This is a genomic window from Streptomyces sp. NBC_00076 (assembly GCF_045041235.1).
Lineage (GTDB): Bacteria > Actinomycetota > Actinomycetes > Streptomycetales > Streptomycetaceae > Streptomyces.
The window spans coordinates 420,710-432,697 of sequence record NZ_CP108242.1; the positions used below are offsets into that span (position 1 = coordinate 420,710).

11 protein-coding genes and 2 pseudogenes are annotated in these 11,988 nt (G+C 68.1%); 10 read left to right on the plus strand and 3 right to left on the minus strand.

The window, feature by feature from the left end; all coding sequences use genetic code 11:
* Positions 1–117: 117 nt before the first annotated feature.
* The gene (locus OHA64_RS02080; RefSeq protein ID WP_405606918.1) at positions 118–1,179 is read right to left on the minus strand and encodes an aldo/keto reductase; all 1,062 of its coding nucleotides are present in this window, start codon (positions 1,177–1,179) and stop codon (positions 118–120) included.
* Between the two features lie 117 nt (positions 1,180–1,296).
* Between OHA64_RS02080 and OHA64_RS02085 the strand changes: the two genes are divergently transcribed.
* From OHA64_RS02085 to OHA64_RS02125, 9 genes and pseudogenes are all read left to right on the plus strand, one after another.
* On the plus strand, positions 1,297–2,130 hold the full coding sequence (locus tag OHA64_RS02085) for a helix-turn-helix transcriptional regulator (protein ID WP_405606921.1): 834 nt from the start codon (positions 1,297–1,299) through the stop codon (positions 2,128–2,130).
* Between the two features lie 285 nt (positions 2,131–2,415).
* The gene (locus tag OHA64_RS02090; RefSeq protein WP_405623818.1) at positions 2,416–2,760 is read left to right on the plus strand and encodes a fumarylacetoacetate hydrolase family protein; all 345 of its coding nucleotides are present in this window, start codon (positions 2,416–2,418) and stop codon (positions 2,758–2,760) included.
* Positions 2,757–3,161 carry a hypothetical protein gene (locus tag OHA64_RS02095; protein ID WP_405606924.1) on the plus strand — a complete coding sequence of 135 codons (405 nt, stop codon included), beginning with the start codon at positions 2,757–2,759 and terminating at the stop codon, positions 3,159–3,161. Before OHA64_RS02090 ends, OHA64_RS02095 begins: the two co-directional genes overlap by 4 nt.
* Positions 3,158–4,099 carry an MBL fold metallo-hydrolase gene (locus tag OHA64_RS02100; protein ID WP_405606927.1) on the plus strand — a complete coding sequence of 314 codons (942 nt, stop codon included), beginning with the start codon at positions 3,158–3,160 and terminating at the stop codon, positions 4,097–4,099. Before OHA64_RS02095 ends, OHA64_RS02100 begins: the two co-directional genes overlap by 4 nt.
* Before the next feature lie 23 nt (positions 4,100–4,122).
* Positions 4,123–4,326, plus strand: a complete 204-nt coding sequence (locus OHA64_RS02105; protein WP_405606930.1) for a 3-keto-5-aminohexanoate cleavage protein — start codon at positions 4,123–4,125, stop codon at positions 4,324–4,326.
* Positions 4,317–4,942 (plus strand): annotated as a pseudogene (locus tag OHA64_RS02110) (3-keto-5-aminohexanoate cleavage protein). Before OHA64_RS02105 ends, OHA64_RS02110 begins: the two are co-directional and overlap by 10 nt.
* 596 nt (positions 4,943–5,538) lie before the next feature.
* Positions 5,539–5,811, plus strand: coding sequence for a hypothetical protein (locus tag OHA64_RS02115; protein WP_405606933.1), 273 nt, complete (start codon positions 5,539–5,541; stop codon positions 5,809–5,811).
* Between the two features lie 19 nt (positions 5,812–5,830).
* Positions 5,831–7,012, plus strand: coding sequence for an alpha/beta fold hydrolase (locus tag OHA64_RS02120; RefSeq protein WP_405606936.1), 1,182 nt, complete (start codon positions 5,831–5,833; stop codon positions 7,010–7,012).
* A 40-nt stretch (positions 7,013–7,052) separates the two neighbouring features.
* Positions 7,053–7,859 carry a strictosidine synthase gene (locus tag OHA64_RS02125; RefSeq protein ID WP_405606939.1) on the plus strand — a complete coding sequence of 269 codons (807 nt, stop codon included), beginning with the start codon at positions 7,053–7,055 and terminating at the stop codon, positions 7,857–7,859.
* A 283-nt stretch (positions 7,860–8,142) separates the two neighbouring features.
* Here the strand turns inward: OHA64_RS02125 and OHA64_RS02130 are convergent.
* Positions 8,143–9,687, minus strand: a pseudogene (locus OHA64_RS02130) (glycoside hydrolase family 3 N-terminal domain-containing protein); the annotation flags it as partial.
* Between the two features lie 68 nt (positions 9,688–9,755).
* Entirely contained in the window at positions 9,756–11,036 is a 1,281-nt protein-coding gene (locus OHA64_RS02135) for an MFS transporter (protein WP_405606942.1), read from the minus strand.
* A 173-nt stretch (positions 11,037–11,209) separates the two neighbouring features.
* Between OHA64_RS02135 and OHA64_RS02140 the strand changes: the two genes are divergently transcribed.
* Positions 11,210–11,815 carry a TetR/AcrR family transcriptional regulator gene (locus OHA64_RS02140; protein ID WP_405606945.1) on the plus strand — a complete coding sequence of 202 codons (606 nt, stop codon included), beginning with the start codon at positions 11,210–11,212 and terminating at the stop codon, positions 11,813–11,815.
* Positions 11,816–11,988: the final 173 nt, after the last annotated feature.

Here is an 11,988-nt window from a genome sequence, read left to right on the forward strand (position 1 = left end):
GATCTCATCCCGTGGCCAAATCTCACGGACGATGGCCACTCGGCCACGGATCAGAGATGTGCCGATGTTCGCCCCGGAGGGCGGCAGTGGTGCTGCCCTCCGGGGATCGGACGGAAATCAGCGACGGGGTTCGATCATCAGGTCGCCGCGGGTCAACACGCGGCCCCTGTCGCTGGCGAGGAAGTCGTGCGGGAAACCCAGCCCGATCGCGCTGACCTCTTCGAGGCGGGCCAGTTGGGAGGCGGTGAAATCGACCTCCAGGGCGCCCAGGTTGTCCGTCAGCTGCGCCAGGGTGCGCGCGCCGATGATCGGTGCCGTCACGCCCGGGTTCTGCAGGAGCCAGGCCAGCCCGACCTGGCCGGGGGCGCGGCCCATCTCCGTGGCGACCTCCTTCACGACATCCGCGATGGCGAGGTTGCGTTCGGTGAGCGCGCCGTTGGCGATGTTGAAGCCCTTGCGGGTGCCGTCGTCGCCGACCTTCGTCGCGGTCAGGTCGTCGCGGCTGTACTTGCCGGTGAGCACCCCGCCGGCCAGTGGTGAAAACGGGACCATCCCCAGTCCCATCTCGCGGGCCATGGGGATCAGGTCACGTTCCCCGGTACGCTCGATCAGGTTGTATTCGGTCTGCAGCGCGATGAGCGGTGACCAGCCTCGCAGGTCGGCGATAGCCTGCATACGCGACACCTGCCAGGCCGGGGTATTGCAGATCCCCACGTACAAGACCTTGCCCTGCCGGACCAGATCGTCCATGCCACGCAGAATCTCCTCGACTGGCGTCGTGAAATCCCACAGGTGCAGGTAGAGCAGATCAATGTAGTCCGTGTTCATCTGTCGCAGACTGGCTTCCACCGACGCGAACAGGCTCTTGCGGTGAGGGCCCCCGGAATTCGGATCGCCGGGTCGGCGTAGCGTCGTGTATTTCGTTGCCAGCACCAGGTTTTCGCGGGAGTCGCGGGTGAATTCGCCCAGCAGGCGCTCGGAGCTGCCATTGGTGTAGGTGCTGGCGGTGTCGATGAAGTTGCCGCCGCGCTCGACGTAGAGGTCGAACAGCTTGCGCGCATCGTCCTGCTCGGCGCCCCAGCCCCACTCTGTACCGAAGGTCGCCGCGCCCAGCGCCAGCGGTGAGACCCGCAGCCCGGAGCGGCCCAGCAGCCGATAGGTGTCGAGGGTGAGCGGCATCGTGTCCTCCTGTGCTTGTTATCCGTTGCCGAAAACAAGCCTGTGACCGCCGCGAGCCGAGCATAAGGGAAGGAAATTCCTGGGAACGCCAGTCCTACCCTGGTTGTTGGATCGACCATGATGACTCGCAACGTGGACACAACACATGAGCTGGCCGCGTTCCTGCGGACCCGGCGCGAACGCCTGGACCCGCACGATTTCGCCCTGCCGTCACGTCAGCAGGCCCGGCGGACCCCGGGATTGCGTCGCGAAGAGGTCGCCGAACTGGCCGGGGTCAGCATCGACTACATCGTGCGGCTGGAACAGGGCCGCGGGCTGCGGCCCTCAGCGAACGTGGTGGAGGCGCTGGCCCGGGCGCTGCGCCTGGCCCCCGACGAACGCACCTACCTCTTCAACCTGGCCCAGCAGCGCCCCCGTAACGCCGACAAGCCCGCCACCACTGCAGCACCGCCGCTGGCCCGGCTGGTCGCCGACCTGTCGCCGTTGCCGGCCATGCTGATGAACCACCGCTACGACATCTTGGCCTGGAACAGCGAAATGGCGAGGCTGCTCCTGGATTTCGACACCCTGCCGCCGTCGCAGCGCAATGCGATGTGGCTGTGCCTGATGCATCCGGAGATACGTGAGTTCTATGTGGACCGCGAACGCGTCGTGCGGGAGGGGATCGCCCACCTGCGCGCTGCGTGGGCCGCGTATCCGGAGGATCAGGCGTTGACCGACCTCATCGCCGAACTCACCGCTCATAACGAGGAATTCGCGCGGTTGTGGGCCGAGCGAGACATCAAGGTCAACGGCCGCGGGCGCAAGGTGCTGCGGCATCCTGAGGCTGGTGTGATCGCAGTGCACTTCGAAGTGCTTGTGCCACTTCAAGATCCGGACCAGCGGTTGGTGATCTACCGCGCCGCGGACGATGACAGCCAGTCGGCATTGGACCAGTTGTGCGCACGGTGATGTCGAACCGTCCATTCGTACACTGCGGCAGCCTCGACGAGTACGACAGCAGGTTCGCGATGACCGCTGAACCCCCAGTCTCCGAGTGGGAAGGCCATCATCGGGAGCAGTTGGCCTTCCAGCAGTTCGAGGAGGCCTGGGAGACCGCTCGCCGACAGATCACCGCGCGGTCGTCATGACTCCAGAAGCGGGCCTGAGGAATGCCGTCCGTCCTGAGACACGAGCCCCCGGCCACCGGATGAGACAGCCTCCCCTGGCGCCCCCCTGCTGTGCCCCGAGGAGCGGCTGACTCCTTCGGCTGCCGACCGACTGCGGATCGGAATGGCCCCCACAGGCCCGTTCCTGGTGCCGGCCCGGTTCGTCTCCCCCGTGACACTACGGGTGGTGCTCCGGCTCAACGGCGACGTGCTGCAGGACGGCCCGACCGGCGACATGATCTTCGACGTCGCGCGGCTGATCGAATACGCCTCGGCCATCACCGAACTGTGCCCGGGCGGCCCGCTGATGACCGGCAACCCGGCCGGCAACGGCGCCCACTACAACCGCTGTCTCCAGCCCGACGACATCCTCGAAGGAGAGATCACCGGGCTGGGAATCCAGCGCAACCGCTGCGTGGCGGGCGCCGAGTGAGCGTCGTGACAGGGCAGCGGCCTGTCGAGATGCGCGGCATCAGCGAGTACATGCGCGGATCGGGCCGTCTCATCCGGCACGGCAACGACCCGCTGTGGGGCCCCGGACGCCACGAGGCGGGCGACAACACCTTCACGTATTTCCTCGACCCCAACTCCAACGTCATGGAGTACACCACCGAGTTGGAGAAGGCCGAGGACGAGGCGGCGTGGCAGCCGCGGGAGGTCTCCAGGGCCACGCCCGCGGGGGCGGATCAGTGGGGCACCGGTGGTCTGATCACGGACGCGATGATCCCCGCGATGTTCAACGAACCGGACAAGGGCCTGTGGACACCGTCCCCGGCCTGGAAACTGGGACCTGTCCGAGGAAAATCCGCAACAGGCAGGAGACCTCACCCATGACCAGCGCCCGCCACGATGTCAGGACGCCTGCTCCGCCCCGCGTGCAGGAAGTGAGCGACGGGATCTACGCCTACCACCAACCCGACGGCACTTGGTGGATCAACAACACCGGATTCCTCGTCGGCAGGCGAGGCGTGGCGAGCATCGACGCGTGCTCCACCGAGCGCCGCACCCGCGCCTACCTGGACGCCATCCGGGCCGTCACCCCGCAACCGGTGCGCACTCTCGTCAACACCCACCACCACGGCGACCACACCTTCGGCAACTACCTCTTCGACCGCGCCACCATCGTCAGCCACGAGTCCGTCCGTACCGGCATCCAGGCTTGGGGCGAACCGCGATCGGCCCCCTTCTGGACCGAGGTCGAATGGGGACAGGTACAGCTCGAGCCGCCGTTTCTCACCTACACCGAGGCCGTCACCCTGTGGGTGGACGACCTGCGCTGCGAGGTACGGCACGTCGGAACGGCGGCCCACACGACCAACGACTCCATCGTGTGGATCCCGGAACGCCGGGTGCTGTTCGCCGGTGACCTCCTCTTCAACGGAGGGACGCCATTCCTTGTCCAGGGATCCGTCGTCGGCGCGATCAGCGTGCTGGAGAACATCGTCACCCCGCTCGGCGCAAACATCATCGTGCCCGGCCACGGTCCGGTCGGCGGCCCCGAACTCATCGGGGACGTCCTCGGCTACCTGCGCTTCGTCCAGGCGACCGCCCGAGAAGGGCGGGCCTCGGGACTGTCCCCACTGGAGACCTCTTACGAAGCCGACCTCGGACCGTACGCCGAACTCGCCGATCGTGAGCGCATCGTCGGCAACCTCCACCGGGCTTACGCCGAACTCACCGGAGCCGCACCGGGCGCCCCGATCGATGTCGCCGCCGCCCTGGCCGACATGGTCACCTACAACGGCGGCCGTCCTCTGACCTGCCTCGCCTGATCCAGCCCGAGCAGGAGGACACCGTGAGCGTCATCGTCACGGTCGCCCCCGCCGGCCCGCTCGCCACGAAGGCCGACAACCCGGCGCTGCCCACCCAGCCCGAAGAGATCGCCGACGCCGTCGCCGAAGCCCAAGCGGCGGGGGCCGCCACCGCCCACATCCACCTCCGCGACGACCACGACCCCCCACCGCCGACCTGGTCATCGCCCGCCGCACGATGGACCTGATCGCGGAACGCTGCCCCGTCCTCATCCACCTCTCCACCGGCGTCGGACTGGAGGTTCCCTACGAGGAGCGCGCCAATCTGGTGAAGCTCCGGCCCAGCATGGCCACCCTCAACGCGTGCACGATGAGCTTCGGCGGCGGCGAGTTCCGCAACCCGCCCACGCCGGTACGCCGACTGGCGGCCCGGATGCAGGAACTCGACGTCAAGCCCGACCTGGAGATCTACGACACGGCCCACCTGGACGCCTGCCTGCGCCTGCGTGGCGAGGGCCTGTTGTCCGACACGCCGCAGTTCAGCATCGTCCTCGGTGTCCGCGGCGGCATCGCAGCCACCGCCGACAACCTCCTCACTGTTGTCCGCAGGCTCCCTCCGACGCCGTGTGGCAGGTCATCGCCATCGGATGTGCCAACCTCGAACTCGCCGCGATCGGACTCGCGTTGGGCGGCAACGCCAGAGCGGGGCTGGAAGACACCGTCCACATCAGCCGGGGCCGACTCGCCGACGGCCACACACCGCTCATGGAACGCGCCGTACGACTGACTGAGGCCCTCGGCCGAACGGTCGCCCGCCCGCAGGACGCGGAGAAGGCCCTGCGATTGGGGGCTGGTCCGCACTGAGTTGACGGCAATCCGGTCGGCTGTGAGGGAGCGCGGAAACGCGGCCCGGCACCATGTATCGCTGCACGCGCAGCGATGTCCGTTTCCCGGTGAGGTTGGTACAGGGCAGCTGGGCGCGGGGGTTCGGTCGGCTACCGCTGCCTGGTTGCCGGCAGCGTCGACGATGGCGTAAAGCTTGACGAGGTGTTCAGCGAGAGCACTGATGGCCTTCCGGGTGATCGTCAGGTGTTCGTCCCTGACTCGGCGCGCTCGCTGCCGCACGCGCTGCGCCCCGTTCTCCGCCCGTGACGTTCACGACCGACGGCGTGCGTCGTACTCGACCGGTAGGCCGCCCCACGATCCCACTCGCCTCGGAACTCGCTTGCGGCCTCTCCGCCGCTCCGATAATATTACGCTCATAATTCAAAGATGGTCGTCCTCCCCGCGATGACACTCGTGACCGTCGTATCCCGGGCTCGGCCGCACAGACGTATTCGCTGGGCGCACCGCCGTCCCTGAGGGCGGCCTGGCCGCTCAAGCCCGCATCGATCAAGTGGAGGAGGTGGGCTCGTGGCCGCTGGTGACGCTCACCCCATGGCACGCGCGGGAGGGTGCCCGTGTTCGAGCCACTGGCGGTCGCGGCGGCGGCTCCATGGATTCTCATCCCTGCCGACGTCGGCGGGGTCGGTTCGATCACGGTCCAGCTCGCCAAGCCACGCGATCGACTACCGCGCCCAGACTTCGAGCATCACCTGGCCCTCTACGACCTGGTGCCGGACAGCCTCGGCGGGGAGAAACTGGAGAAGTACCGATGGGTGCTCAATCCCGGCGATAAAGCCATCGGGGTCGCCGGCCCCTCAGCCCCGTGTTCACCCGCGAGGCCAGCCTGAAACCGCTGATGACCCGCTGATGCTCTTGGCCGTCGCAGGCCTCAGCAGCAAGATCGGCAAGCAGGCGAAGAAGCACGGCGAGATGTACGAGTTCCTGTTCATGCACGCCAACGGCGATCAGCTTCGCCAGATGACCGCCCTCGTCGACCAAGGGTGGTGCACCCGGTCGCGGGAAAAGGTGTCCGGTTTCGACCAGACCCCGCAGGCGATGCAGCCCCTGTCCCATGGTGGCGTCCGCGGCAGGGCAAGGCATCGTCGGCGGCTCCCTGATCTCGCCGCGACCGTGACGGGCGGCCCAGACCGCACCGACACAAACAAGCAAGGAGAAGCCATCATGAGCACCAACGTCACCCCGAACGAACCCGTCATCACCTCCTACGCGCATGCTCCGGCCCGCACCATCACCGCCGGCGGCGTCACCTACGCCTACCGCGAGCTGGGGCCCAAGGGCGGCATCCCCGTCGTCTTCTTCGTCCACCTCGCCGCGACCCTGGACAACTGGGACCCGCGCATCATCGACCCCATCGCCAAGGGCCGTCACGTCATCGCCTTCGACAACCGCGGTGTCGGAGCCTCGACCGGTCAGGTGCCGGACAGTGTCGAGGCGATGGCCGATGACGCCTACGCCTTCATCTCGGCGCTCGGGTTCGACAAAGTCGACATCTTCTCCTTCTCCCTCGGCGGCTTCATCGCCCAGGCCCTGGTGGTGAAGCACCCCGAGCTCGTCCGCAAACTCGTCCTCACCGGCACCGGGCCCAAGGGCGGCAAGGACATCGACAAGGTTGTCGCCACTACGTACTGGGACACCCTGCGCGCCACTTTGACCCGGTCGGACCCCAAGGAGTTCCTGTTCTTCAACCGCGACTCCGCCGGCAAGGCCGCCGCGCGCGCGTTCGTCAACCGGCTCGAGGAGCGCACCGTCGACCGCGACGCGAAGATCAAGGTCAAGGCGTTCCAGACTCAGCTGAAGGCGATCAAGAAGTGGGGGCGCTCCACCCCCGACGACCTGTCGAAGATCACCCATCCCACGCTGATCGCCAACGGCGACAACGACCGCATGGTCCCCTCGAACCTCTCCGAGGACCTGCACCGGCGCATCAAGGACAGCGAGCTGACCATCTACCCCGCCTCCGGTCACGGCGGCATCTTCCAGTACTACGAGGAGTTCGCCCCGGTCGCGGTCGAGTTCCTCGCCCGATGACCGATGACCCGTGTCTGGCCATGAAGAGAAGGGCAACACCATGAGCATGCCATCGGCCGCAGAGCAACTGGACGTGAAGAAGCACTTCACCTCCTCGATCCTTTTGTGGGTGCGCACCGGCCAGCCCCGCCAGACCGGCATGGACTACTGGAAGGGCCCGCACTCAGGGATCATCTCCGCCACCCCGGGCCTGGAGGAGTACCGCCAGATCCACCTCGCCGACCACAACCCGGGCCGGTGGCCGGCGACCGGCGGAGTGGAGACCTCGATCCCCGTCGACCGGAAGATCGACGGCGTCGCGGAAGTCACCTTCCGATCGGCGCTTGCGCCCTCGCAGGGGCGCAAGCAGACGAAGCTGGCCTACAAGGACGAGATCAACGTGTTCCGCCGCACCCTGCTCTACGCCGGCCCGCCGAACTCATCCCGCTGGTATGACGTCGCGGGCCCGGGAGAGAAGGTCGGTGCCCGCGTCCTGGTCTACCTGCGCCGCAGAGACGGAGCCGGTGCAGGTGAGTTCCGGAAATTCGTCAAGGAACAGCTCGCCCCCGCGCTAGCCGGCACCGGAGTACTGAAGGAGCTGCGCATTCAGACGTTCCTGCCCTGGGTCGAAAAGCTCTGGGACACCCCGAGCGTCGCCCATGACAACCCCCGCGATCAGCGCTTCCACGCCTCCCTCATTCTCGGGTTCACCGACACCGCAGCACGGGACGCCTTCTTCACCGGCAACGTGATCCAGGACCTGTCCGACCAGCTGGCACCGCTGGTCTCCGCGATCCACGCCTACGACGTCACCGCCGCCCTCACCTACGTCAAGAACGGCGGCATCCTTCCGCATTACCAGGAGTAAAGGAGGCGCTGGGCGCGGGAGCCCCAATCCGTGACATACGACTCGGTGACGGCCTCCGCGCCAACCGGACGCAGATCCTCCTCCGTCGTGCCAGCCTCCTGCCGGCGGAGGATCTTGCGGCGTAGGTGGGCGAGATTGCCGTGCTGGCGGAGCGCTCGTGACCGTCGTCCTAGCTCCCCGTGCAGCTGAATCCCAAGTAGGCATAGAGCTCCGCCTGTATGCCGGAGGTCGGCGCCGCGCGCTGCCGTGCCTGAGCCCTGACCTGTGGTTGCCACGGGGATTCGGAGACCTCGACGGGCCGGCCGGCCTCGAGTTCCACCTGGCCGCGCTCGACGGCCGCGCCGAAGAACGCCTCGAAGGGGTCGGACGGGGTGCCCGGGGCCTGCTCGCTCTCGTAGAGGACCTGTCCGTCGACGCTCAGCCTGAAGCCGCCCAGGCCGCGCGTGCCGAAGTGGTGGGCGCCGCTCTCGCGCGGGGTGAAGATTCCCTTGATCTCGACGCTGCGCAGAGTCTGGTACGTGACCCCTTCGGGAAGGTCGTCGCCCATCCAGTTGACCTGACCGTTCGGGAGGGAGGACCTTCCGATGACGTGCCCGTCGGCGTCCCGGCAGACGGCATGCAGTTCGAAGCCCTTGCCGGCGGCGGCGAGTTCCTCGTTGGGGTCCGCGCCGACCGTGTACGTCAGCACTCCGTCGGGCAGGGCCGCGGTGAGGCCGTCCAGCGGGGAGACGACATGGTCGGGGAAGACCTGCGCGGAGCCGCCGCCGAGGACGCGGGCGTCGCGGGCGGCGGCTCCGATCAGGGCCAGCCGATTGATCTTCGCGCGGTCCAGGGGAAGCGCCTGGTCCTGGTTGCGGACGAGGACGAAGGAGCGGGCGGCGATCTCGCGGGCCAGCGCGTCGCCGTCGACGGAGGCCGGCAGCCGCTCCGGGGTGACGGCGGGTTCGGCGCCTTCCAGGACACCGACGCGGGCCGCGAGCCGCAGCACGTTGCGTACGGCCTCGTCGACGACGGACTCGTCGACCTCACCCGCCCGCACGGCGGCGGCCAGTGCCTCGCCGTACACGGTCCCGGGACCCGGCATGGCGACGTCGAGGCCGCCCGTGATGGCGCCCCTGGTGGAGCGGGCGGCCATCCAGTCCGAGACGATGTAGCCGTCGAAGCCCCACTCGCCGCGCAGAACCTCGTTCTGGAGGCGGCTGTGCTCGGTCATCGTGGTGCCGTTGACCGAGTTGTACGCGGCCATGACGCCCCAGGGGCGGGCGTTGGCGACGATCGCCTCGAAGGGTGCCAGGTAGAGCTCGCGCAGGGCGCGCTCGGAGACGATGTTGTCGACGGTGAAGCGGTCGGTCTCGGCGTCGTTGGCGACGAAGTGCTTGACGGTGGTGCCGACTCCGCCGTCCTGGACGCCGACCACGTAGCCGGTGCCGATCGTGCCGGTCAGGTACGGGTCTTCGCTGTACGCCTCGAAGTGGCGGCCGCCGAGCGGTGAGCGGTGCAGGTTGACGGTGGGGGCGAGCAGGACGTGGACGCCCTTGCGGCGGGCCTCCTGGGCCAGGAGCCGGCCCGCGCGACGGGCGAGGGCCGGGTCCCAGGTGGCGGCGAGCGCAGTCGGGCTGGGCAGCGCGATCGACGTGTCGTCGGCGGTCCAGCGCACACCGCGTACGCCGATGGGGCCGTCCGACATCACGAGGGAACCGAGCCCGATCTCGAGCAGGGCCGGGAGGGACCACATGTTCTGTCCGGCCAGCAGCCGTGTCTTGGCTTCGAGGCCGAGCCTGCCGAGGGCCTTCTCGACGAGGTTCTCGCGCTCGGTATCGGTTGTCATGGTGGGGGGGGGAACTCCCTTGTGAAGACTGACGGCTGATGAATCATCGGGTCGAGCCGAAATTCATCTCACCGTGTGTTCTTGATGCGGGTCACGGACAGGGTTCCGATCAGGGTGACCGCCGCCGCGAAGCCGAAGAAGAGGGTGTAGTTGTCGCCTCCACCGGCCGCGAGCAGGAAGGGGGCGATGGCCGGGGCCAGGGTCTGCGGCAGGGCGTTGGCGATGTTCATCACGCCGAGGTCCTTGGCGGCGGTCTCTTCACTCGGCAGCACCTCGGTGACCAGGGCCATGTCGACGGCGTAGAACATGCCGCCGCCGAGCCCGATGATCACTTGGGAGAGCAGCACCATCGGGAAGCTGGGCGCGACGGCCAGGAGGGCCAGGCCGGCCATGATCACCAGGCTGCTGCCCATGACGAAGGGCTTGCGGACGCCGGCCTTGTCGGAGAGGAAGCCGCTGACGGCGGCCGAGGCGGCGTTGCAGAGATAGCCGACGACGATGAGCAGCGCGAGCTTCCCGGCGACCTCGGTCGTGGAGACGCCGAAGTCGGACATCAGGTAGTACGCGAGGTACGAGCTGGGCGCGACCATGCCGAACATGACCATGAACTTGGACAGCCAGGCCCATCCGAAGTCACGGTGCTCGACGGGGTTGGTCCAGAAGCTGCCCGCGAACTCCTTCAGTGAGAGCCGTCCCGGCTTGGTCGCCAGCCGCTTGTCGGGGAGCGTCAGCGCGAAGTAGCCGACGAAGAGGATGGCCAGTGCGGCCGGCGCGAGGAACTGCACCCGGGCGCTGGGGATCTGGGAGGCGAGCATCGCACTCACCACGATGGCCAGGGTCAGGGCGACGCCGAGGACGCCGGAGACCTTGCCGCGCTGGGCGTGCGGCACCTGGTCGGGGACGGTGGCCTGGAGGGTGGCCAGGGAGGCGTTGAACGAGATCTGGGCGAGGGCCCAGCCGAGCAGGATGACCGGAACGGATGGCACGAACGCGACCAGCGTCAGGCCGGTGGTGCCGCCGATGACACCGCCGATCAGCCAGGGGCGGCGGCGGCCGAACCGTGAGGTCGTACGGTCCGAGAGGCGGCCGACCAAGGGGTTGGCGATCAGGGCGCAGAAGGCGCCGACACCCAGCACCAGGCTGAGGCTGCTGGTCTTGTTGGCCGGGTCGACCTGGGCGATGCGCAGGGCCATGGTGACCAGTACGGGGGTCAGCAGAGCGCCGAACAGCCCGAACTGGGCGAGGCCGATCTTGCCGGTGAATCCGCGGGGAGCGGGGGCCTGCGCGGGGCTCTCCATGGGGCCGGCGGGGCTGGCGGTGGCGGAAGCGGGGACAACTACCTGGTCCACGGCCGTACCTCCTCATTGAGGCAGAAGGGGAAAAGCGGCTCCGACGGGGAGGAAGCAGATACTTCTCGCCATCGGCCGACAGCATGAATCAGCCAAACTGTTGATCGGTAGGCGTTGTTATTACTTCGTTACCAGAGGGCTCGCCGGATCTGGTCGCGGGTTAAGGTCGCAGAGTGACCAGTCACGATCGGGGCCGTGGCGTCGGCGGCCGAGCGACCCGTAGCGAGGACAGGCGTGCCGAGATCATTCAGGCCGCTCTCGAAGTCATCGCCGAGCGCGGATACCGGGGAGCGACCCAGGCCGCCGTGGCCGAACGCGTCGGGCTGACTCAGCAGGGCGTCCTGCACCACTTCCCCAGCAAGGAGGACCTGCTCGTCGCCGTGCTGGAGGCGCGCGACCAGTGGGACGTGGCCTCAGCCGCCCTGCACGACTGCGTCTGGCCGCTGGAGATGATGGCCCAACTCGTCGAGTACAACGCGACCCGCCCCGGCATCGTCCAGGTCTTCACGGTGCTGGCCGGCGACAGCGTCACCGAGGGCCACCCGGCGCGCCCATACTTCAAGGGCCGCTACCGCTCGGTCCGGGCGGGTGCGGCCGAGTCGCTGCGCGCCGCCTATGGCGACACCCTTCCGAGCGGCCTCACCCCCGAGCAGGCAGCCCCGCTGCTCGTCGCCATCATGGACGGCCTGCAACTGCAGTGGCTGCACGACCCGCAGGCCGTGGACATGACCGAGGCCTTCCGGACCTTCCTGGTCCTACTGGAAGGCAAGTCGGCCTGAACGAACGGCACTTGGTAAGGGCGGACGTGTTCGATCAGTCACCGGGGCCGGGGGAATGTCGACGGCGAGCACGGTAACCGACCGGCCGCGTGACGGACCGCTCCTGGCTTCGACGGAGACGTAAGCGCTTCGACGGCGGAGGCCGACCATCGCTGCACTGCGGGCTCCGCGGG